Raw genomic sequence first — 24,155 nt, forward strand, 5'->3', positions numbered from 1 at the left:
TACATTGGGACTAAATCCCAAGTTCTTTACGTATAATTTCTGCTCCTGCGCTTAAAGCACTTAACTTGCCTCTAGCTACGTTTCGAGATAGCGGGGCCATACCGCAGTTTGTTGAAGGGTAAAGATTTTCGGCATCTACAAACTCAAGAGCTTTACGCAGGGTATTAGCTACTTCTTCTGGTGTTTCGATAGTGTTTGTTGCCACATCAATGGCACCGACCATTACTTTTTTACCACGAACAAGTTCCATTAAATCCAAAGGCACATTGGAGTTGTGACATTCTAAAGACACCACATCAATTTTGGATTTTTGAATTTTCGGAAAAATTTCTTCGTATTGTCGCCACTCAGAACCTAATGTCTTTTTCCAATCCGTATTTGCTTGTATTCCATAACCATAGCAAATATGAACCGCAGTCTGACAGTGTAAACCCTCAATAGCTCTTTCTAATGCAGCCATTCCCCAATCGTTTACTTCATCAAAAAACACATTAAATGCAGGCTCATCAAACTGGATAATATCTACCCCTGCGTCTTGAAGTTCTCTTGCTTCTTCATTGAGTGCTTTCGCAAACTCCCACGCCAATTTTTCACGACTTTTATAATGATCGTCGTACAAAGTATCTACCATCGTCAGCGGGCCTGGCAATGCCCATTTTATAGGCTTATTAGTCTGTTTACGTAAAAATTTAGCATCTTCAACAAAAACGGGTCTTTGACGTGCAATCTCACCTACCACCACAGGAACACTCGCGTCATAACGGTTACGGATTTTTACTGTTTTACGATTTTCAAAATCTACACCGCTTAAATGCTCGATAAAAGTCGTTACAAAATGCTGGCGTGTCTGCTCTCCGTCACAAATAATATCCAGATCTGCCAATTGTTGTTCCTGCAGAGAAATGCGTAAAGCATCTTGTTTCCCTTCAAGCAGCTGATCGCCTTCTAATTTCCATGGTGACCAAAGTTTTTCGGGTGGTGCAAGCCAGGCAGGTTTGGGTAAACTTCCAACAATAGAAGTGGGTAATAATATTTTTTTCATAATAGTATAATTTTAATGCGTTGTAATCAATTAAAGGGTAAAACTAGCAGACCATTGTTCCAGGAGACTTTTGTAAGGTTTAATGAAATGTTCTTCTGCATATTTACCTTGTTCAACAGCCAATCGGCTGCGCTCTTCGCGGTCATAATCCACGCGAGTCAGTGAATAATCTTCGTGTTTAAGACTAGGTTGATAAATTTTCCCAGCCACTGAATTTGCATTGTAAATTTCAGGGCGATAAATCTTCTGGAAAGTCTCCATTGTACTGATTGAGCTGATTAATCCAAGATCAGTATAATCAGCAAGTAGATCTCCAGAATGATAAAAAGCCATTGGTGCCAAGCTGTTTGGAGGCATGAAAAATCGAACTTTTAAACCCATTTTAGAGAAATATTCATCAGTGAGAGAATACTCATTCTGCAGATACTCAAAACCCAGAACTGGATGCTGGTACTCAGTACGAGTATAAGTTTTATTGCTCGAGACACTTAGACAAATGATCGGTGACATCTTAAAGTGCTCTTTGTAAGTATCTGAATTCACAAAACACTTATAAAGTTTTCCATGCAAATCACCAAAATTTTCAGGGATAGAAAAGTTAGCTTTATTTTTATTGTGCTCGATCAATAAAATACTGAAATCATAATCCCGAACATAAGAAGAATAATTATTTCCGGCAACCCCTTCGATTTGCTGGCCAGTCTTACGGTCAATAATATTTGTTTTTAAAACTTCAATCATCGGTAGATCATTACTACCATTCTTATCATCAATACTCATTGTTACTGTCAGGATTTCAAGTTCCAGATGGTAACGATCTCCTTTTGGATTATCCAAATGAGCTAATGCATTAAATCGATTGTTAATCATATTTAAGGCATTGCGCAAGTTTTGCTGGCGATTAGCTCCTCTAGCCAAGTTTGCAAAATTGGTTGTCAGACGCGTTTTACTTGAGGGTTGATAATTTTCATCTAAACAGGTACTCTTTAGTGTGAATCCAAAATCATTCTTGATTGTATTCTGGGAGTTTTCAATATCCTGCTTTTCACTTATTCTTAAATCTTCTTGTATGTTCGCTTTCATCTGATGACAAGTTTTAGTTTTTTTACCCTGCAAATTTTAAAATAAAAGATTTAATATTTTGCTAAACAAAAAAAATCAGATAATTATTCTTTTTTAAATCAATTTTAAAGATTATTAATCTTTTTTAAAATATAATAATAAAGGAAAACAGATAATTATTCTTTAGAGAACCAGAATATGACTGATTTGAAGTTTTTCATGGCACTTCAAAAACTCGAAAACAAAAACTAATAATTTATATTTGCTGAAATTTAAGATAGATATAGTAATGAATTTAATAGAAAATTTAAAATGGCGCTACGCCGCAAAAGCTTACAATAACATTAAAGTAGCAGAAGAAAAGGTTGATCAAATCTTAGAGGCTATAAATCTTTCAGCATCTTCTTGTGGTCTGCAATCTTATCGTGTTTTTGTTGTAAGTAACCCAGAAATCCAAAAAAAAATAGGTGCTGATTCATATAATAAACAGATTAGCTCCTGCTCTCATTTGCTGGTCTTTGCAGCCTTCAATGACATGTCTTCAACTTACATTGACAATTACATCGCAATGACAGAAAAACAAAGAGGTCTTGATGCTGGTGCCTTATTAGGATTTAGGAATGGACTGCATGCCTATTTTGGCGCTATTGACGCAGAGCAAAAAGCTATTTGGGCTTCCAAACAGGCTTACATTGCATTAGGAACTGCGCTTATTGCTGCAGCAGAATTGAAAGTGGACGCCACTCCTATCGAAGGATTTAATGCCGCCATTATTGATAAGGTTTTGGGTTTGAAAGAGAAAGGGTTACATTCAACAGTTATCCTCGCTTTAGGATATCGTGATTCTGAAAAAGACTATATGGCAGCTACGAAAAAAGTTCGTTTGCCTATAGATGAAATGATAACGAAAGTTTATTAATATTTACTCCAAATTATTTTACAATTTTAATAAAAACTAAGTCATTTTCGTTGGATTGTACCATATTTTATTATCAAAAAATTCATTAAATATGCTTTAACATTTTTTAAGTTTTAGCCCTTGCTTTTCCTTAAGATTTCCTTAAGATATTTCATTTTTTTTAAAACCAAATCAACCACAGTAGCAAGAATACTTCTAAATATCAAATACTTACACTTTATATTTAGATAACTGATGGCAACTGTAATCCAAATATCATGATTTTAAGATTGTGTGAACTACTCTATTTGTTTATTTTTGATTATTTTAATTAAGTCTAAATAAGTAAAAATGAAATTCTACCTACCCTTTATGCTGCTTCTTATAGCAGCAAATTCTCTATCCGCACAGACAAACAATAATAATTCAGAACAACAGACTGTTCAAGATACAATCAAAGAAAAATCAAAATCTGATAATGAATTGAACGAAGTTGTAATCTCTGCCACCAGACAGCCTGAAAGTTTGGATCAAGTTCCTTCTTCGGTAACCCTTATTTCTAAAAAACAGCTCCAACAGCAGCTAAGCATAAGCACCAATCTAAGTGACATCTTAGGGGCTTCTGTACCAGGACTTGGATTCAGTACCAACAGGACTTCAAACCTCGGACAGACTCTCAGGGGACGCCGTGTTCTGGTCATGATTGATGGTATTCCCCAATCTACTCCATTAAGGGATGGCGCTAAAGACATCCGTTCACTGGATCCCGCAGCGTTGGACCGTGTGGAAGTCATCAAAGGAGCTACCGCTATTTACGGTAACGGAGCTGACGGTGGTCTAATTAATTACATTACTAAAAAGGCAGACCAGATTAAAACCTTCAGTGGTACCACCGAAACTGGAAGCGCTTTTTCACTGATCAAACCAAAAGAAACCGCTGGATTCTTTGTTTCGCAGCTTTTCAGCGGAAAGGTAAATAAATTCGACTATGTGGTCAGTGGCCGTTATGAAGAAACGGGTCTTTACCGCGACGCAAAAGGAAGAATTCTTTCACCTGAATATGGTATGAATGATCTCAAAAACTGGAATGCATTTGCTAAATTAGGCTACGATTTCAATGCAGATAACCGTCTGGAAATCATGTATAATTATTACAAAAGCACTCAGGTTACTGATTATATAGCGCAGGCTGGTGTTTATGGAAACTTTGACAGGCCGACCATCGGGGTAAAAGGCCAGAGACCAGGAGAACCTGAAGGAACTCCGTACAACCATAATGCAAGTCTGACCTATACATCAAAGAATATTATAGGCCGTACAGATCTTAGTGCTATTTTATATTTCCAGGATTATCTTACACTTATTAATTACAGCGACTTTTTCGAAAACAATGGGCAGCCTGCAACTCAAAGTAAAAAACTAGGATTCCGCCTTAATATGAACAGTCCTTATGAAATGAGCCCCCTTATTAATGGAAACGTAACCTATGGGCTTGACATTCTCTCAGATATAACTGATACCCATTTGACTGACGGCAGACTGGTTATTCCGGAAATGAAAATGTCCAATCTAGCTCCTTATTTCCAGATCAAAAATATGTTTGGGCCAGATTTAGTACTAAAAACCGGCTTAAGACTCGAGAATGTTCATATATCTGTGCCGGATTACACGACAATTGCAATCCGAAATTATGTAACCAGCACTTATGTAGGAGGTGGCATTGCTGTTAGCGGCGGAAATTTGAATTTCAATACGCTTATGTTCAATGCTGGCCTTCGCTACACTAAATGGAATGCCTTCAAACCTTTTGCCAGCTTTTCGCAAAGTTTCAGTGTTGCTGATTTAGGTCTTGTCCTGCGTGCCGCTAAAGAAAACACAGTCAGCAACACCTCAATAAAAGCAGTAGTGGCTAATAACTACGAAGTGGGTTTCTCAGGTGCTGTTTCGGATTTATCCTATGAAGGAGCTGTTTTTTACAGTACTTCTAAACTGGGGGCCTCTTATGTGTATATAGACGGAAACCCGCAGATTTCCCGCTCACCGGAAAAAATATACGGTTTTGAATTTGGAGCTAAATACAAATTCCATCCAAAATTTGACCTAGGCGCAAACTACTCCTATACCGAAGGTAAACGTCAAACTGCCACAGGTGATGTATATCTTGGAGGAGACCGTATCAATCCGCCTAAATTAACTGCTTTTGCTGTTTACAGACCAATTGAAAACTGGTCAATTTTTACCCAGATGATAAATACTTCGGGTAGGGATAGATTTAAACCTGTAAACGGTTCATACACTTACGGCACAGGTCCTATTAAAGCTTTCACGGCTTTTAACCTTTCCACAAGCTATATTTTTAGAAAAAAAACAACCCTTCGTTTGGGAGTAGAAAACCTGTTTAACAAAGACTACTTCTCAGTTATTTCACAGTGGCAGGTCAATAATATGAGTTATGTCAAAGAAAACGGAACCCGTATGACGGTAAGTCTTTCACATTCATTCTAGAATCAATTATTCTCATATAGCGATTTTAAAAGTAATACTTAGTAATTGTTACCTTGTTTTTTATTTTTTTTTGATCAAAAGCTGTCCCTACGGACAGCTTCTTTTTTTTAGGTAATCTACGCCTTTTTAGGATAGTGATTAAACAATCATCCGTATTTTGCATTCAGACTATATTCAGGGCCACAACTTTAACTTTATCCTGTATAATAGAGCATTATATTTAAAAACAACTCAGGACAACACCTATCATATAATACAAATTAAACTGCAGTCTGCCCATAACCATAAAGGATATCTTATTGCAATTCAAGAATAATTCAAAATTGGATTTCTGAAATTTCCGAACCTTAAAATACTACTTTGTTTCATGTGCTTTTGTACCAACATTGTTATTCTAATTTAAAAGCCTATATTCTTTAGGAGCAACACCCACCCGTTGTTTAAATAAACGCGTAAAATGCTGGGGGTACTTAAACCCCAGTTCATAGGCAATTTCACTCAAGGATTTGCTCTTGTCAAATACTCTCTCTTTTGCAATCTCAATAACCTTGGTCTGGATATATTCCTGAGCTGTTTTACCTGTTTCTTTTTTAATTAGATCACCAAAATAATTGGGTGATAAATGAAGATTTTCAGCAAAATATGCAACGGCTGGAAGTCCCAACTTTAAAGGCTTTTCTGAAGAAAAATAACTATTTAAATGTTCTTCAAATTTCTCTAAAACACTTGTATTAACAGTGTCCCTTGTAATGAACTGCCTGTCATAAAAACGTGTACAGTAATCTAAAAATAGCTCAATATTAGCTGTTATCAAATGCTTACTGTGTTTGTCAATTGCATGACGAAGCTCGTAATTTATCTTAGCAAAACAATCTAGAATTATCTGCTTCTCTACTTCGGATAAATGAAGAGACTCATTTGAAGAATAAGAAAAAAAATTGTAGTTCTGTATCTTTCTCCCCAACGATGTACCATGTAGTAGATCAGGATGAAAAACCAGTGCAACACCCTGAGGCTGATAGTATTCATCACTATTCTGTCCTATAACCTGCCCTGGTCCAAGAAAAATTAATGTTCCTTCTTCATAGTCATAATTACTCAACCCGTAACGTAAATCGCCACAGTATATTTGTTTTAAAAAAACGGTATAAAAACTGTAATGCAGCTTTCGATGTTGCCTTGGGGCTGCTTTATCTAGGTACACCAAACTTATTAATGGATGTAGGGTTTCCTGCTTATTAAAAGCATTATATTGGCTTATTGTATCAAATTTTATAATATCCTCCATCTTAAATACAGTTTGATTTACTACAAAGCTATAAAATAAAAGCCCTCATTTTTCTTATATGGAAGCTAATCGGTAATATTGGTAGGTAACTCCGTAATTAATATAAGAATGAGTTCTTTTAATATGCGGAATTTTGTATTATCAATTTAAATACAAACATATGAAACAGCTAAAAGCATTATCCCTCTTGGTATTACTTACAGTTCAATTTGGAAATATAATATCGTTACATGCACAGACCAATATGAAAGCAGACCACCCATTGAATAGTAAAGAGCTAAGTCTTGTTCCAATAGCTGGATTTACAGCAAAGGGAGATATGCCCCAACTGCGAACTTCACTAAACAGCGGATTAGACGCAGGATTAAGCATTAATGAAATCAAAGAAGTACTGATACAGCTCTACGCTTATGCTGGATTTCCACGCGCTTTAAATGCTTTAGGCACATTTAGAACTGTACTTGAGGAACGTAAAAAAAATGGAAGGAACGACTTGGCAGGAAAACCTTCCGCTACATTCATTACCAATGAAAATAGATTAAAGAAAGGCACAGCAATACAGGCCAAACTACTGGGCAGTGACATGAAAACCAGTACTGCTGATTTTGTGCCAATCATAGATGTTTTCCTAAAAGAGCATCTTTTCGCTGATATCTTTGGCCGTGATCTGTTAGATTTTAAAACTCGCGAAATTGTCACTATAGCAGCATTAGCCAGTTTAGGAAATGCTGATCCCCAGCTACGCTCTCATATCAATGTAGGCATTTATAATGGACTGACAAAAAATCAATTATACAGCATTTCTGAACTGCTAAAGGACAAAATAGGTCCCGCAGAAAGCAGTTTAATGAAAGAAATTTTAAAAAATATTTATATGAAAGAAAATGAAAATACAAAAAGCCAGAATAACCCATTTACTTTGGTCTATGACGGAGCAATAACTGAAAACATAAAAGGAAGGGTTAATATTCATCCCGTAAGTTATAAAATTAAAGACATTACTATTGCTGCCAACGTTTATACACCTTCTAATTATAATTCTACCGCTAAATATCCCGCAATAGTTATTGCACACCCTAACGGCGGTGTAAAAGAACAGGTAGCTGGTTTATATGCCCAGTATCTTGCTGAACAGGGATATATAACCATTGCAGCAGATGCAGCATATCAAGGCGCAAGCAGTGGTTTTCCAAGAAACGTGGATAAACCTGCCAACCGAATCGAAGATATCTACGCAATGGCAGATTATATCTCAGGATATGCTGGCGTTGATTCAAAAAGATTGGGCTTGCTAGGTATCTGCGGAGGAGGCGGTTATTCTTTAAAAGCAGCGCAGTCAGATAAACGATTCAAATCAGTTGCTACATTAAGCATGTTCAATTCAGGACTTGTAAGACGAAATGGATACATGAATTCTCAGCTTTCCACCATTCAGGACAGATTAAAACAGGCTTCAGATGCCAGAGCACAGGAAGCAGCAGGTGGTGAAATTTTATATTCAAACAGTAATGCGAAACCATTTACAGATGAACAAATTGCAAAAATGCCCGATTTATATCGTCAGGGTATGGAATATTACGGAAAAACTTATGCTCATCCTAACTCAACAGGCAATTATACTTTGAGCAGCCTCCTTGATTTAATGACCTGGGATGCTAGTACCAATATGGATTTAATTGAACAGCCACTGCTTATGATTGCAGGAAGCAAAGCAGATTCTTACTATATGACAGAAGATGCTTTTGGAAAGGCTGTTAATGCTAAAAATAAAGAACTTTTTCTCATTGAAGGTGCAACCCATATAGAAACATACTGGAAACTACAATATGTCCGTCAGGCGGTCGATAAATTAACCGAGTTTTATACCAAATTTTTGCAAACAAATTAAGGCAATGAACTGCAGGAATCTGAATTATAAATTGATATGAAAAATCTAACAGCCACTCTATTTGCATTCTTATGTACCGTCTCTGTATTCTGCCAGATCCAGAAACTAAAAATAACGACAGGCGAAAATCTATTATATGCCCAGCTTACTGATAATCAAACTACAAAAGACTTTATAAAACTCTTACCCCTGACTTTAAATATGGGTGATCTTGGAAATAGGGAAAAATACAGCGGTATTTCAAGTGAGTTATCCACAAAAGGTAAAGTACAAAATACCTTTAAAAAAGGAGATGTAGCATATTGGCTCGGCGGCGGAATTGCAGTATTCTACAATCAGGACGGTCATGAGATAAAAGCTGGTCTAGTTGTTCTAGCAGAAATTGAAAAAGGAATTGAAATTTTTAAAGAGTCAGAATCTATGAACGTTACCTTTGAACTTATCGATAAATAAAAGCAGAAGCCCTCCATAGTAATGGAGGACTTCTGCTTTTAGTACTACCTGGCTCTAATTTAGATCAAAATTACATTTACTCAAAATCAATTTTATGAATCAGTTCGTTATTTTTAATATAATATGCTTCATAAGAGGTTTTGTTAATTGTATAAACTGCTTCAATAATTATTCGATCTGCTTTGTCATAACTGCTTTTTACAAATAACTGCTGTTGAGCTGTCAAATCTTTCATTGGAATAACCTGTTCAAATTCAAAACCTTCATCATAAGTAAACTCCATTGCAAAATGTGCATCCTGCCATTTTAATTTTGCTTCGAGTCCCTTAGATATAGTAGTTGCAGTAAAGTCTCCGCCCTTTTCCATTGCCAAACTGGAGGTAGTCTTTCCTAGTATTACGAATCCTGAAAGCACCATAGCGTAATAACCTATCTTCTTGAAAATAAATTCACTTAATTTAGGCAGAATCCATTTCATTGAAAAAGATGATAATACCGCGGCAACTGCCACTACAACTCCAATTGAAACTACTTTTATAGATATCAATCCAAAGAGTGTGTATAAAACTATTTTTATTAAGTGAAGAATAATTTCGTTGGCTGCCCTAGTAGCTATTATTTCTTCTTTTGTTAATCCATGGTTCAAGTAAAATTTGTTGAATAGCAGACCTACTACGCCTGTAAGCCCTGATAGAAATCCAGCAGAAAATCCAATTACAGACAAAAACCAGTCTGATGCTTTTTTTTCAGAATTAAGCGCTTCTGGCTTTTTAAAAACAAACGGGAGATTACTTATCAGAAAAAGTCCCATCGCAATTTCTAAATACAATGGGTTTAGGAATTTAAGAAGCCATGCACCTAACCAGACTGCAGGTATAGCGGCCGGAACAAAATATTTAACGATATGCCAGCATATATTTTTCTTAAACAAAATGATTCTTGAAGCAGAACTTGTAAATGTTCCTATTGAAAGAGCAGCAGGAACCTGATTCATCGGCAAAAGCGCACCAAGAATTGGAATAAGCATAAGTCCTGCACCACCACCGCAGATTGCACTTATTGCAAAAGCTAAAAAACTGCAGATAAATATTATTATTAAACCTGTTTCCATACTTATTTATATTGAATTTATTTGACACTAATTCCTTAATACGGAAAAATTAAAGCAAATGTATAAGCGAATCTTGAATAAAACTTGAACACAGTTTTCTATTAGTTAAGTGGTCGCAAAAACCTTAAAAAAATCTTTTCAATCAAAAAAACCTTCAGAATCATTTTGATTCTGAAGGTTTTATTTTTAGAAGTATTATCTTCTGCCTTTATTCTAAGACTTCAAGTATTCTTTATTATTTAACATAGTCCTCTTCACTTACAGGTTCGAGCCAAATTGTCTCTCCTTTTTCTCTTCCTGTTATTACAACTTGAATAAATTTAGCATCTACACTAGCACCATGCCAGTGAGGAATATCAGCTGGACATTTTATAACTTCTCCTTTTTTAACTACCACCTTGGGACTTCCTTTTTCCTGATAATAACCAACTCCATCAAGAGCCAAGATAATTTGTCCGCTAGGATGGCTGTGCCACTTGGTTCTTGCTCCAGGCTCAAACGTTACACTCCCTACAGCATTTTGATTTATACTGTCGGCCTGAACTAAGTTATTCAACCAGACATTACCTGTAAAATTATGACTCGTAATTTTTTCGCCTTTTGAGAAAATTAAATTTTCAACTCCAGACTTATTCGCCATATTTTGATCTTCTTTATTTTTACATGATATCAAACAGATGGCTACGAGGAACAGAAAAATAATTTTGTTTTTTTTCTTTGAATTATTCATTACTCTTATGTATTAATGTTTGGTTATTTAAAAAACTACTGATCTTGACGAAGACTATTCAGAGTTAATATATTTATTTTCAAAAAAATTAAACTAAAAACAATTTATCTATCTAATTTTACCTCACTAAGCCACTTTACCATATTTGGATCTCTGTGGTCAAAAAACAAACTTTCATTTCTATCCAAAGTTTGAATCATCTGCATATCTTCGATAGTTAGATCAAAATCAAAGATGTTGAAATTTTCTGCCATTCTATCCTTACGAACTGACTTAGGAATAGCAACTACTCCTCGTTGAGTCAACCATCTTAATATAATCTGGGCTGTAGATTTGTCATATTTATTAGCAATTAAACTTAAAATTTCATTTTGGAAAATATTATTCTTTCCTTCTGCAAAAGGCCCCCATGATTCAATTTGAATATTATTTTCCGAAAGAAATTTTTGCGATTCGTTTTGCTGATGAAATGGATGCGTCTCTATCTGATTTACCACCGGAACAAAACCAGTATTGACTACTAAGTCAATAACCCTATCAGGATGAAAATTAGAAACTCCAATAGCCTTAACCTTTCCTTCATGATACAATTCCTGCATCGCACGCCAAGAGCCGTAAATATCGCCGTACGGCTGGTGGATTAGATACAAATCAAGATAGTCCAACTGAAGAAGCTCAAGTGATTTCTGAAAAGCTGCTTTTGTATTTTCATATCCGGTATCACTAACCCAGAGCTTTGTTGTTATAAAAAGTTCTTCTCTTGCAATACCGCTTCTCTTTATTGCTTTTCCTACTGCCTTCTCATTCATGTAAGAGGCTGCTGTATCAATTAATCTGTAACCTATTTCAATTGCATCAACTACAGCCTGTTCGCATTCGGCCATATCCTGCATTTGAAATACGCCAAAGCCTAAAACTGGCATTTCAACACCATTGTATAATTTTACATTTCTCATTATCAATAAGTTTAAATTTTTTAAATTTTCCCTTTGCAAAATTCCGAACTAAATAAAATGAAAGTGTTATACAAATTACGGAATCTCTTACCAAGATTACTTATTGGAACAAAAAATTGATTAAAATATATCTTATGGATATTAAGCACTTATCAACTAAATTATTGCTTTAAAAAAAACATCAAAAACTATGAAATTTTAGTACTACTCATATCTATTTAATACAAATTAAAGTGACCGCAGACCAAATTTTTAAAGTCCTGTAATCAATAATTAATTGTATTTTTTGAACATTTCCGGCATTGCTTCTGCATCAAGAGGATCCATATCTACAAGTTTTAATGATTTAACCATTTTAAGTGTAGAAGTTTTGTAAACCAGAAAATGCGGTGTTTTTAAATGTGACTGGTACGATTCCTTATTAGCGTAAATCTCTAAAATTCTTAGCTGATTTGGGTTTTCCTTTTGAAACATCGGGAAAATTGCAATTACTCCAGGTTCTAGCCGAACAGAAGCTTCTGACTCTTCTTTGAGGATCGCTTTATATTCTTCTAGATACTCTGGCACTATTTCAATTTCTGACATACGAACCATTTGATCTTTTTTTTGTGCAGAAATGATGTTACTATTTAACAAAGAGAAAAATAGAATAAGAAACAATCCTTCTGGCGTTATCAATGACTTTTTCATAAACTAATTATTTATTTATTTTGCCTTGCTATAATCACTTTCGCTAAAACTTCTCTAGCTATAATAGCCTGCTGTTTTCCAATATTTTTCTCAATTAAATCGAAAGCTTTCAATATTTGCGTTTCAGTAATTCCAGTGTTCATCCCCATTCCGATATGTGCCTGTAATTGAGGTGTCACGCCAGACATTGAAGCTAGAGCTGCTATAGTTGTCAATTCTCTCTGCTCAAAATTAAGTACATCACGATTAAAGATATCTGCAAATAAGTGTTCTTTTAAAAATGTATCGATTATTGGTGTAAAGGCATTGGCTCCTTTTAATTCCTTTTCTTCAATACCTGTAAGTTGCTGCAGATTTTGTTTTCCCGATTGATATTTATCTAATTTACTATCAATTATAGAGGCTTCTTGACCTTTTTTATCCTGAATACCTTTTATCTTTCTTTCCTCAAGGACAGCCATGAGAGCATTGATTCCGTTTAAACTTCTCGGAAAACCGCAGTAAGCATAAAGTTGAACCAATATCTCTTTGATTTCATTAATAGTAAGACCAGCATCGAGACCTTTATTAAGCTCTATTTTTAAATTATCAATATCACCAATTGCAGTCAGCGCTGCTATAGTTACAATACTTTGTTCTTGAATACATAGCGATTTATTAATAGAATTTTGTGCGTTCATTGTATTTCCAATTAACATGAAAACAAAAAATAGTATCATCAGAAATTTTCTTTTGTTTGTCATGATTTACTATTATTTATTTACATCTTTATAATCTTGATCCGAAACTGGTTCGAGCCAAACCACATTGGTATCACCCTCATAATTTGTAATGGCAATATGAACCAATTTATTTTTTGCCGACGCACCATGCCAGTGTTTTACATTTTCTGGAATGTTTACCACATCTCCTTTTTTAATATTTACCGCCGGTTTTCCTTTTTCCTGATAAAATCCTTCTCCTTCTGTAACAATTAAGACCTGTCCTTTCGGATGAGTATGCCAGTTGGTTCTTGCTCCTTCTTCAAAAGTTACGCTTCCCATTGCAAACTCGTTGTTTTTATCTTTTGCTAATAATGGTGTCAGAAAAGCATTTCCTGTAAACCAGTCATTTGATAATTTATCTCCTTTTGGAAAAATTGGATTGTTGTCTTGATCTGTCATCTCTTTTTTATTTTTATTGATACTGCATCCCAATGATAGTAAAGCTCCGCTTATAATCAGGCATGCTAAAATTGTTCTTTTCATAACTGTTTTTTCTCTAATTCTATTTTTACTACAACCGCATCTTGTGTACTAAAAGCTTCGATGCCACTTGTTATTTTACCTATAGAAATCAAACCAGTGGCATAAGTGTAATTTTTATAAAACAAGGCAAGGTTACCCCAAGGGGCATAGTAAGTTAAATCTCCAACAAATGCGGCATAACCGTTTGGCGCGTTCTGAATCGTAAGCCTTTTATTTAAATCACTTACTTTTTCTGTTCTATTATAATCCCTTAAAGTCAATGTCAAAGGTAGTAAAGCAGCAAAGTCCTGACTTGTTGGATTGTTATACAAAACTGCTTCAACCTGTTTATCTCCTATCTGTATTTTTAATTTCATCACTTATTTGATTTGAATAAAATCCGTTTTTACAGTACAAATTCTATTGATTAAATTTACTAAATATTTAAAAGCCAATAATAATAGAATACAAACAGCTTAAGTTACTGCACTGTGTAACCTCCATCAACAGCGATAGCCTGGCCTATAACATAGGTAGATTCTTTACTGCAAAGCCAAAGTACAACATCGGCAATTTCCTCAGCTCTACCTAGGCGTTTTATGGGAAGCTGCTCTACCAATGCATCCATCGATTCCGCTTGATTAACCATCATATCTTCGACCATAGGTGTTACAATAATTCCTGGACAGACAGCATTGATTCTTATACCCTTAGGTGCAAATTCGAGTGCGGCACTTTTTGTCATGCCTAAAATTCCATGCTTTGATGCATGATAAACAGCACGTTCTGGCAAGCCTACAAGTCCACCCAAAGAAGAGTTGTTCACTATTGCGCCGTTGCCTTGTTTTCTCATCTGTTGCAGTTCATACTTCATAAAATTCCACACCCCTTTTAGGTTTACATCCATAACTCGGTTGTATATTTCATAGCTTACATCTGCAAGCTCCTGTGGTGGCGCCTGTATGCCTGCGTTATTAAACGCAAAATCAATACTGCCAAACTGCTCCACAATTTTCTCTACAGTTTTTTTTGCCTGTTTTTCATCCGCTACATCACAGACAAATGCCTGTGCTTTATAACCAGCCGCTTTTAGTTCTTCTGCCTGCACACTAGCATCTAATATATCTACCAAAGCTACATAAGCACCTGATTCTGCAAATGCTTTTGCTGTAGCAAGTCCCATGCCCATAGAAGCTCCAGTGATGACTGCCACTTTATCTTTAAATTCTTCTTTCATTTTTTTATTTTTTAAAAAGTTGAAGCATCAATTACATAACGGTAACGTGCCTGTTTATTTACTACTTTATCCCAAGCTCCATTAATTTCATCTGCCTTTATAATCTCTATCTGGGGATAAATCTTATTAAGCGCACAATAGTCCATTACTTCCTGAGTTTCAGGAATACCGCCAATAAGCGAGCCATTGAAATTAACACGATTGAATATCATATTGAAATTATTAATTATCAGTTCGCCATTTATGGGCTGGCCAACCTGAGTAAAAAAACCGTTTGGCTTAACACAAGAAATATAGTTTGACATCTCATAAGCGTAAGGAACTGTCGAAATCATATAATCAAGTTTTCCAAAAAGCGGTTTAAGCTGATCCTGTTTTCCATTTACAATAATTACTTCTTTAGCACCAAATGATTTTATATCATTTACTTTATCTGAAGATGTTGTAAAAGCGTACACATCAGCACCTTTTGCTACTGCTATTTTCACGGCAAGATGTCCAAGTCCTCCAATTCCTATCACACCGACTTTATCCCCTTTTTTTATTCCTGTTTTCATCATAGGCGAATAAGTTGTGATGCCCGCACATAATAATGGTGCTGCATATTTTAAGTCTATGTTTTGGGGAATCTTAATAGCAAAATGTTCTGTTACAACAATATTGTTTGAATATCCTCCTTGTGTAATACCGCTTGGTGATGTAGGGTCTGACGCTCCATAAGTACCTACCATTCCAGTAGTTTCGCAATGATGCTCTTCTCCATTTTTACAGCTAGTACATTCCATGCAGCTATTAACCATACATCCTACCCCAGCCTTATCTCCAACTTTAAATTTGGTAACCTTTTGTCCAACTGCTGCAACTACTCCCGCAATTTCATGACCAGGCACCTGTGGGTATTTTTGTGTTCCCCAATGTTCCCTTATAACATGAATATCTGAGTGGCATATCCCAGAGAATTTGATATCTATAAGAATATCATAATCGCCTATTGCTCTTCGTTCGAAATCCCAAGATTTAAGGGGTGATTCTTTATCAATTCCGGCATACCCTTTTGATTTTATCAATTTATTATTCATAGTAACATTTTTAGTTTCCTTATTTTTATTATCGCTTTCGTTTGCAAGCAGACTTGAAACATCTGCAAGCGCTAAACCAGTTCCGGCCAATGCAGTCTGTTGTAGAAACTTTCTTCTTGATTTTTCCATATTGTTTTTTAATTTCTTTTATTTCTGGTACTCGTATCTATCTTAAATTTATACAGAGCACCACCGTAATTCAATGTTTATTTAACTTTTACAAAATTCAGCATTAGCTAAAAGACAGTGCTTATACATACTACGGTTCTACCTACCACTTTTACTGATTCGTTATTAGAAACATAAAAAGGCATATTAGATTCAATACCTTTGCTTAAAATTACTTTTATGAGTTCTGTAGAAAGATTTGATACAGTAAAGCAGTACAATGATTCGGTGGGTGCTGATACTCTTCATCCACTTGTAACTGTGGTAGATTTTAAGAACATCCCGCCGTTTAGCTATTTTCGCCGATACATGGGGGTTTACGCTGTATTCCTAAAAGAGGTAAAGTGCGGTGATATAAGATATGGCTGCCAGCCTTATGATTATGATGACGGAACATTAGTTTTTATTGCTCCGGGACAGGTTTATGGTATAGATACCAAGGGAGAGAAAATTACCCCTAAAGGAAAAGCATTGGTTTTCCATCCGGATCTGATTGCAGGAACTAATCTTGGAAAAACAATAAAAGAGTATTCATTCTTTTCTTATCAAGTTAATGAAGCACTGCACCTTTCTAAAAGAGAAAGCGCAATTATTAATGACTGCTTCTATAAAATTACAACGGAAATTGAACTAAACATTGACAAACACAGCAAAAGCTTAATAGTATCAAATATTGAACTTTTTCTTAAATACTGCATGCGTTTTTATGACCGCCAATTTATTACCCGTACACATGCTAACAATGATATTTTAACTCGATTTGAAAATCAGCTGAGCGAATATTTCTTATCAGACAAACCTGCCTTGATTGGACTGCCATCTGTAAGTTATTTTGCCGACCAGCTAAACTTATCTGCTAATTATTTTGGTGATTTGATTAAAAAAGAAACCGGCAGCACCGCATTAGATTATATACAGTCAAAATTAATTGAACTCGCTAAAGAAAAGATATTAGAGGAGAATAAGACGATCACCGAAGTGTCCAATGAACTTGGTTTTAAATACCAACAGCACTTTACAAGACTTTTTAAACAAAAAGTAGGAATGGCACCTGTCGAATTTAAATCCTCCAATAAATTGAATTAGTAGAATTATTTTAAAACACAATTGTGGCGCAGCATTATTACCAAAATCTAAGGCAAGTAAAACTAGTCTGTCCTAACTTAAGGTTATAATTGCAGATCATCTCTTAGATCTAAATAGAGATTATAAGATATATTTATTTCTTCCCAGCTAGCTAGCCCCACTCACCAAAATAAAAATAAAAAAATCTGGATAAACAAATAAGCTTTAGCCATCTGTGGTTCAGCAGTAAAAGTTAAGGTGCTTTTGATGATATTATGTAATATAAATTTCTATGCCACAATCTTGCATCAGCGTTACTTGAAGCAATTCCTCTCTACCGTAAACTATTGTGGTTATAAAAACTGTCAAAGGTTTTGAATCTGATAATTATGCCCGAAATTATTTTCAGATTAAAGCAGATTGCATAGACTTTTATAAACTGAAAAATCACGATGAATTAGAAATTATAATAAAAAAAAGATGCCATTAGTAAAGGCGCCATAAGATTTCTACAATATTTTCTTGTATTCTAATATTTTATTTCAATTCAGAATCAATGCTCCAGCTATCGAAAATACAGTCATACTCATATCCTAATTCAGACATTTCAGTGACCCATTTACTTAAAGTTTCATGCATCATTTTAATCTTTCCTGTTTTCCCGGAAATTATAAAAAGATTTTTATCATGCAATGCTGTCTCAAAATTTGCGGTAAAATCCTTCTCTTGAATTTCCATTTCTAATGTCTTCGCTTTCTCGCGGGTATTAGCATAAAAAAAGAAATCTATTCTTAATTCATCTTCTTCTTCAATTCCAGCGTCTCGCAGACTTACCAGAGATTCAGTTGCAAGTCTGTAGTGCTTAACTAAATTCGCATTAAAATCATTTTTAGAAACTAATCTTTTTTCCTTTTTAGGCTTTAGAAAACTTAACATAGTTATTTTATTGGCTTATTATTAATATTACTTTTTTAAAACAAACATAGACAAATATCATATCACAAAAATGTTAGTAATAAAAGCTTAACAATGAAACAAATAGAATATAAACTAATCTGATCACATCCTTAAGTTTATTTCGTATTAGATAAAAAAATTTAAATCAATTTAAAACATTAAAAGTCTATAAATAAACACTTTACAAAACAGGTTGCTTTTTAAATAATTTTATCCTTTACACCTTAAACATTAGAGCAAAGTTGTAATACTATTATTGAAAAGTTCCAAAACCAACATTTACATTGATTTTTCTAATCCAGACATACTTAATTAACTATATAACAAGCATTTGTAACTTAATATTTCATTTATTGGATATAATAAAATGATCTGAAATATTAAATTTTCTTTCTTAAAAGTTAAATATTAGTAAAGTCTATAAAAATTAAAACCATTTTGTCCCTTTTTAATAAGGTTATGATTGTAGTATATTTTCAAAAAAACATACCAAAAACATATCCAACTAAATTTATAATCAAAAAAATTTAAACAATAAAAAAGTAAGATTTTTCTAAGACGTTAAAGCATCTGTCATAATCAAGCTGATATATTCTCTAGGCGTATAGGTAGTAATTTCTTTAAAATATCTATTAAATGATGATTTAGAATTGAACCCAGCTTCATAAGCCAATTCAAGAATATTAATACTGATATTTTTTTCAGATAATTTTTTTAGATTCCTTTTAACATGTTCTATACGATATTCATTAATAAAGGTATAGAATGGTTTATGAACGAAATGGTTTAAGGTTTCACTTATATGATATTTACTTAGACTGCTGAGCTTGGCAAGTTTATCTAAAGTAAGATCACTCTCCATATAATAATGCTCTTTTTCCATTGCTTTTTCAAGCTTAAGGAGTATTTTAAACATCTCGCTATGGCTGAGTATTTCTCTTCTTTTTTGTGGCTGTAAAATTTTCTTTTTTTCATCCAAAATATCTTCCATGTCCAAATTACTCTCCGTAAGAGAATTCATCTGATTACTAATTTCTGGCAGAATATTAGAGTCTCCAGCCGATAACAGGAAATCATTATCAACATCTGCCGAAACTGGTTCTATAATCGCTCCATATTTATATGTAATTATTCTAATTGTAATCACTACAAGAAGCGTGTAAATTATAGATCTACTCAAATAATTCAAAGAAAGCATTGAAGAGCTAAAAATCAAAAATAAAACACTAAGCAGACCTATTCCCAAAAAAAGCGAAGCAAGCTGTATAATCAGTATTTTTTCCTGGCTATTTCTTGGCAATTTAGTAATCGCCAGATAAATAATCCCGCCAGAAACGATAATATCTAAAGGCAGTAAAGTATAAAGACTGATAGTGTTGTACCAATATAAAACTAAATAAGCTTTTGGCGATGTAACTGTTAATACACAAACCGTAGAAAAATAACCAATTGCGCCAATAAAAAACGGAATAAAAAGATACCACTTTGAGGCGGCAACCAATTCAGGACGAATAGTTTTTAAGGTATAAAGATATAATAACGGAATATAGCAAAAACCAATAAAGGTATTCATCATATTAAGAACCTGCTGATCTTCCACAAAAGTGAAAATGAAAAATTTTATAGAAAGATGGAGTCCTATACAAACTACAAGAGAAATTAGTAGATCATCTGCATTTTTTCGGTACCTGCTTCTTAAAAGCAATACAGCGGCCAGTAGAGCCTGAAAAATTCCGATAGCGATAATGTATTTCATCTTAAAAATCTTTGTGCTAAAGTACCATGAGACTGTTAATTTAATGTTTAGGAATTGCAAAACAATTGATTCATAACAATTTAATAACAAATTATAAGGCTTTAAAAATCAAGATCTTACACAACAAACAAAAGATTGACACTTCAAAAAAGTACTCCTCAATCGACAAAGTCGTTTCATAGTTTGTTTCGTAGCAATCTTTGCAAAAAAACTATAAAACATGACACCTAAAATTATTCTAAAATCAATGTTCAGAAATGAAAAGATATTTAAAAAATTACTTCTCACTTCTGTATTCATAGTCGGTTCAGTACTATCAGCAAATGCTCAGACCATAAAGGGAGTTATTACCAGTGATGCAGGAACACTGCCGACTGCTAATATTATGGGAAAAACGTTTAATAATTCTGCTATTTCAGATTTACAGGGCGTTTTTACTATTACCGCTCCAGGAGAAGGAGAAGCGGTTATTGAAATAAGCTATATCGGATTTGAGACAAAATCGCTTACCATAAACCTAAAAAAAGGAATAAATGACCTAGGATTAATCCAAATGACGCCAGACGGTTCTGCTGCATTAAAAGAAATTGTAGTAAAGGGTACTATGGCGCCATCACAGGCAAAAGCTTACAGTATCAAGAAAAACTCACTAGCAATTATGGATGTTATGGCCGCAGATGCTATTGGAAAATTACCAGACCGAAATGCTGCCGAAGCAGTACAACGTATGCAGGGTGTTGCGGTAGCCCGTTATCATGGTGAAGCAGATCAAGCAACTGTAAGGGGAACTCCTTTTGCATGGACTTCTGCTCTATTTAATGGAAATCGTCTTCCAAGTTCAAATGTTATGGGGAATCGCTCTTCAGTTTTAGATGCTGTCCCTTCAGAAATGATTCAATATGTGCAGGTTGCCAAAGCGATTACTCCAGACATGGAAGGTGATGCAATTGGAGGTTCTATTAATTTTATTACGCGTACTGCGCCAACAAAACGTGTATTGAATGTGAGTGCAGCAGGCGGTTATAACACTTTCAGTGAAAACGGAACTTATAATGCATCTGTAACTTATGGAGACCGATTCTTTAATAATAAATTAGGTATTATTGTTTCGGGAGCAATTTGGAGCAGACAATGGGGTTCTGACGAATTTGCTGCAACTTATAATACTGGTGCCGCTGTTGTTGAACAAAAGAAATCATTAAATACAGTTCTTTTTAAACGTTATATGGGAGAACGTGAAACTAAAGGTTTAAATGTAGGAGCTGAATATAAACTTACACCTTCTGATAAAATATTCTTTAGAGGAATGGCAAATAAATTTGATGATATACGTCCTGTTTATGAATCTTATATTGATTATACTAATTCCCGTTTCCAATACAATTACAGATACTCTCACTACCAAACAGCTTTAAATGGTTTTGAAGTGGGTGGTGAACATCAGATGAACGAAAAATTCAAACTGGACTGGAGTTACAGCAATCATAAATCTGAATATTATTTGGATACTCCTCCAACTTCAGGCAATAAAGGACTTCCTATTGCAACTTTCCGCCAGAGAATTACTGGAGGTTTCAATGATCTTTCGAGCGATGGAAAACGTTACTGGGGATTTGACTCTCCAAACGGAGTTGGTGGCACGGTAGAAAATTTTGAAACTGGTCTAGCCAATCCAAGCGAGGTAATGGATCCTTCAAAACTCTTATTAAACCAATTGGTAATTGCACAGCTGAATAACAGTGAAAGAGATCAGATTGCACAATTAAACCTAAAAGTTGAAGTAAGCTCTAAAGTAAATTTAAAATTTGGCGCAAAATATCGTCATAAAGACAGAACAAATACTTACGGTTCTAACTTTGTTTATCTCCCAGGAGCCGCTGTTGGGATACCAAACTCTCCAGCTTTAGTACCTCTTTCTTCTTTACAGACTACTAATTTCCCAAATGGAAGCAAATTCTTTGGAAACATGAATGGAGATTTCAGCCAGTTCATTATAAATCCGTTAACTAAGGATCAGTTGTTTAATATGTACGGACAATCGTTCCAAACATCAAATGGTTTTATGGATTTTACTTCTAAAACAAATGCAACCTCATTTTACACAGGCGATGAAAATGTGATTGCTGGCTATGCAATGGCTGAAATTGATGCTACAGAAAAACTGAAAATTATTGGAGGTTTGCGCAACGAATATACTGCTATGACTTTAAACGGAACCAAAGCAACAACTGAAGGAACTCCAGCTGTAATTACATTAAGCCCATCTGTTGTAGAAAACAATTATAATTCGTTTCTTCCGATGCTACATTTGAAATATCAGTTAACAGAAAAATCAAATCTGCGAGCAGCTTACACGCGTACATTTGTTCGTCCAAATTTTGGAGACATGACACCTGGAAGTTCTACCAATACAACTGCTTCTCCTAATACTATCACACAGGGAAATCCTGATCTTAAACCTACTTTCAGTAACAATTTTGATTTAATGGGAGAATATTATTTTGAAAATGTTGGACTTCTTTCTGGAGGTGCGTTCTACAAAAACATTACAGATGTAGTATTTACAGATGTAAGTATGCAGAATATTGACGGGAATGATTATTTGGTTACACAGGCAAAAAACTTAAACAAAGCTTCTTTAGTAGGGTTTGAAGCTGGAATCAATAAAAGATTTGATTTCCTAAATGGCTTCTGGAGCGGATTTGGAGTTGAGTTTAATTATACATTTTTAGATTCAAAAACAGAAGTCCCGCGTGTTAATGGAACAACTGTTGTTAATGATAAAACAAGTCTTCCAAACCAATCTAAAAACCTATTTAATGCAATTCTTTTCTATGAACGAAATGGTGTAATGGTTCGTCTTGCAGGTAATTACCGTGGTAATTCAGTAGAAACTATAAATCAGCAATTAGGCCCTGATTATTACATCTGGTCAGATTCTAACTTCACAATTGACGCTTCTGCAACTGTCAATATCAATAAAAAACTTAAAGTTTTTATCGAGTTGAATAATCTAAGCGATTCTCCAGTTAAAATGTACATGGGGAATGACAAACGCCGCATTACTTCACAAGAGTGGTACGGAAGCCGTGGGCAGGCAGGATTACGCTACGACATCTTATAAAAAAAATAAATTAATTCAGTATAAAATGAAAAAAACAATAATCATAGGTGCAATTTTAGTGCAGGCATTAGCAAGCGCTCAGCTTACAGACAGTATAAAAAGATTAGTTCCAGTAAAAGGAGCATTAAATTTTAGAGATGTTGGCGGTTATAAAACAACAAATGGAAAAGAAGTGGTTTGGGGAAAAGTATTTAGAAGTGCCGGTATTGATAAATTGACCCCTGAGGATATAAATCTTTTAGATAAAAAGAAAATCCATACGATAGTAGATTTTAGAGGTGTTGCCGAATCAAAAGCAGCTCCAGATCGTTTACCCCAAAATACAGATTATACCTTAAGTCCAGCCGGAAGCGACAGTATTCCAAATCCAGCGCAGATGGTTAAGCTTTTGAAAGAAGGAGGTTTTCTTGAAAAATTTTATGGCATAGATGCAGTAAAATACAGTGGAGATCGTTTTCGCCCTTTATTTGTAAAACTGTTAACTGCTGATAAAAAAGAAGCTGTAATGTACCATTGCACAGGCGGACGTGATCGTACTGGTATGGCTACTGCATTGTTCCTCTATGTTTTACAAGTTCCGCAGAATACTATTGAAGAAGACTATGTAGCTTCTAATATTTATTTAAAGAAAATGAACAAAGGCATGATGGCACCTCTGGCAAAAATGAGCGGTTTAACTGAGGCCCAGATTGAAAATGAAATGGCATTAAAACCAGAACTTATCCGTTCTTTTTTTGAAGGGATTAAAACTCAGTACGGAAGTGTAGAAAACTTCCTGCAGCAGGAAATGGGAATTGGTCCAAAAGAAATCAATATTTTAAGAAAAAAATATACTAAATAGTCTTTTCAAATTATTGTTTTTGTTTTGTAAAAGCGATTGAAACATTCAATCGCTTTTATTTTTAAAACATATAATCAAA

General features: G+C 34.6%; 21 protein-coding genes. 7 read left to right on the forward strand and 14 right to left on the reverse strand.

Going from position 1 to position 24,155, the window contains the following annotated elements:
- Positions 1 to 10: 10 nt before the first annotated feature.
- The gene (locus GSY47_RS04010; RefSeq protein ID WP_179003747.1) at positions 11 to 1,042 is read right to left on the reverse strand and encodes a methionine synthase; all 1,032 of its coding nucleotides are present in this window, start codon (positions 1,040 to 1,042) and stop codon (positions 11 to 13) included.
- A gap of 30 nt (positions 1,043 to 1,072) precedes the next feature.
- On the reverse strand, positions 1,073 to 2,125 hold the full coding sequence (locus tag GSY47_RS04015; protein WP_218651406.1) for a DUF1852 domain-containing protein: 1,053 nt from the start codon (positions 2,123 to 2,125) through the stop codon (positions 1,073 to 1,075).
- 268 nt (positions 2,126 to 2,393) lie between these two features.
- On the opposite strand from GSY47_RS04015, the gene GSY47_RS04020 reads away from it, so the two are divergent.
- Both GSY47_RS04020 and GSY47_RS04025 read left to right on the forward strand, forming a co-directional pair.
- Complete coding sequence (locus GSY47_RS04020; protein WP_179003746.1) at positions 2,394 to 3,023, forward strand: nitroreductase family protein; 630 nt, start codon at positions 2,394 to 2,396, stop codon at positions 3,021 to 3,023.
- Positions 3,024 to 3,353: 330 nt separating this feature from the next.
- A complete protein-coding gene (locus tag GSY47_RS04025; RefSeq protein WP_179003745.1) occupies positions 3,354 to 5,507 on the forward strand; it encodes a TonB-dependent receptor in 2,154 nt (717 codons plus the stop codon).
- Positions 5,508 to 5,901: 394 nt separating this feature from the next.
- On the opposite strand, the gene GSY47_RS04030 is transcribed toward GSY47_RS04025, so the two are convergent.
- Positions 5,902 to 6,795 carry a helix-turn-helix domain-containing protein gene (locus tag GSY47_RS04030; RefSeq protein ID WP_179003744.1) on the reverse strand — a complete coding sequence of 298 codons (894 nt, stop codon included), beginning with the start codon at positions 6,793 to 6,795 and terminating at the stop codon, positions 5,902 to 5,904.
- Positions 6,796 to 6,955: 160 nt separating this feature from the next.
- Here GSY47_RS04030 and GSY47_RS04035 point away from each other — a divergent pair, with 160 nt between their 5' ends.
- On the forward strand, positions 6,956 to 8,683 hold the full coding sequence (locus GSY47_RS04035) for a carboxymuconolactone decarboxylase family protein (protein ID WP_179003743.1): 1,728 nt from the start codon (positions 6,956 to 6,958) through the stop codon (positions 8,681 to 8,683).
- 36 nt (positions 8,684 to 8,719) lie between these two features.
- Positions 8,720 to 9,136: a cyclophilin-like fold protein gene (locus GSY47_RS04040; RefSeq protein ID WP_179003742.1), complete on the forward strand. Its 417-nt coding sequence runs from the start codon at positions 8,720 to 8,722 to the stop codon at positions 9,134 to 9,136.
- A gap of 76 nt (positions 9,137 to 9,212) precedes the next feature.
- Here the strand turns inward: GSY47_RS04040 and GSY47_RS04045 are convergent, their stop codons facing one another.
- From GSY47_RS04045 to GSY47_RS04085, 9 genes are all read right to left on the reverse strand, one after another.
- Entirely contained in the window at positions 9,213 to 10,247 is a 1,035-nt protein-coding gene (locus GSY47_RS04045; RefSeq protein ID WP_179003741.1) for a sulfite exporter TauE/SafE family protein, read from the reverse strand.
- Positions 10,248 to 10,482: 235 nt separating this feature from the next.
- Positions 10,483 to 10,887, reverse strand: a complete 405-nt coding sequence (locus GSY47_RS04050) for a cupin domain-containing protein (RefSeq protein WP_246611253.1) — start codon at positions 10,885 to 10,887, stop codon at positions 10,483 to 10,485.
- 194 nt (positions 10,888 to 11,081) lie between these two features.
- A complete protein-coding gene (locus GSY47_RS04055) occupies positions 11,082 to 11,933 on the reverse strand; it encodes an aldo/keto reductase (RefSeq protein WP_179003739.1) in 852 nt (283 codons plus the stop codon).
- 273 nt (positions 11,934 to 12,206) lie between these two features.
- Complete coding sequence (locus GSY47_RS04060) at positions 12,207 to 12,623, reverse strand: putative quinol monooxygenase (protein WP_179003738.1); 417 nt, start codon at positions 12,621 to 12,623, stop codon at positions 12,207 to 12,209.
- Positions 12,624 to 12,634: 11 nt separating this feature from the next.
- A complete protein-coding gene (locus tag GSY47_RS04065; RefSeq protein ID WP_246611254.1) occupies positions 12,635 to 13,303 on the reverse strand; it encodes a carboxymuconolactone decarboxylase family protein in 669 nt (222 codons plus the stop codon).
- A 72-nt stretch (positions 13,304 to 13,375) separates the two neighbouring features.
- The gene (locus tag GSY47_RS04070) at positions 13,376 to 13,870 is read right to left on the reverse strand and encodes a (R)-mandelonitrile lyase (protein WP_246611255.1); all 495 of its coding nucleotides are present in this window, start codon (positions 13,868 to 13,870) and stop codon (positions 13,376 to 13,378) included.
- Positions 13,867 to 14,226: a cyclophilin-like fold protein gene (locus GSY47_RS04075; RefSeq protein WP_179003736.1), complete on the reverse strand. Its 360-nt coding sequence runs from the start codon at positions 14,224 to 14,226 to the stop codon at positions 13,867 to 13,869. The genes GSY47_RS04070 and GSY47_RS04075 overlap by 4 nt, the downstream gene beginning before the upstream one ends.
- 104 nt (positions 14,227 to 14,330) lie before the next feature.
- Positions 14,331 to 15,086, reverse strand: coding sequence for an SDR family NAD(P)-dependent oxidoreductase (locus tag GSY47_RS04080; RefSeq protein ID WP_179003735.1), 756 nt, complete (start codon positions 15,084 to 15,086; stop codon positions 14,331 to 14,333).
- 11 nt (positions 15,087 to 15,097) lie between these two features.
- Complete coding sequence (locus tag GSY47_RS04085) at positions 15,098 to 16,294, reverse strand: NAD(P)-dependent alcohol dehydrogenase (RefSeq protein WP_179003734.1); 1,197 nt, start codon at positions 16,292 to 16,294, stop codon at positions 15,098 to 15,100.
- Between the two features lie 219 nt (positions 16,295 to 16,513).
- On the opposite strand from GSY47_RS04085, the gene GSY47_RS04090 reads away from it, so the two are divergent.
- Positions 16,514 to 17,419: a helix-turn-helix domain-containing protein gene (locus GSY47_RS04090; RefSeq protein WP_179003733.1), complete on the forward strand. Its 906-nt coding sequence runs from the start codon at positions 16,514 to 16,516 to the stop codon at positions 17,417 to 17,419.
- A 516-nt stretch (positions 17,420 to 17,935) separates the two neighbouring features.
- Here GSY47_RS04090 and GSY47_RS04095 read toward each other — a convergent pair.
- Positions 17,936 to 18,334, reverse strand: coding sequence for a ribonuclease E inhibitor RraB (locus tag GSY47_RS04095; protein WP_179003732.1), 399 nt, complete (start codon positions 18,332 to 18,334; stop codon positions 17,936 to 17,938).
- Positions 18,335 to 18,908: 574 nt separating this feature from the next.
- The gene (locus tag GSY47_RS04100) at positions 18,909 to 20,111 is read right to left on the reverse strand and encodes a helix-turn-helix domain-containing protein (protein WP_179003731.1); all 1,203 of its coding nucleotides are present in this window, start codon (positions 20,109 to 20,111) and stop codon (positions 18,909 to 18,911) included.
- Positions 20,112 to 20,331: 220 nt separating this feature from the next.
- On the opposite strand from GSY47_RS04100, the gene GSY47_RS04105 reads away from it, so the two are divergent.
- On the forward strand, positions 20,332 to 23,235 hold the full coding sequence (locus GSY47_RS04105; protein WP_246611256.1) for a TonB-dependent receptor: 2,904 nt from the start codon (positions 20,332 to 20,334) through the stop codon (positions 23,233 to 23,235).
- A 25-nt stretch (positions 23,236 to 23,260) separates the two neighbouring features.
- Positions 23,261 to 24,076, forward strand: coding sequence for a tyrosine-protein phosphatase (locus GSY47_RS04110; protein ID WP_179003730.1), 816 nt, complete (start codon positions 23,261 to 23,263; stop codon positions 24,074 to 24,076).
- Positions 24,077 to 24,155: the final 79 nt, after the last annotated feature.

Source organism: Flavobacterium quisquiliarum (genome assembly GCF_019308285.1).
GTDB classification, from domain to species: domain Bacteria; phylum Bacteroidota; class Bacteroidia; order Flavobacteriales; family Flavobacteriaceae; genus Flavobacterium; species Flavobacterium quisquiliarum.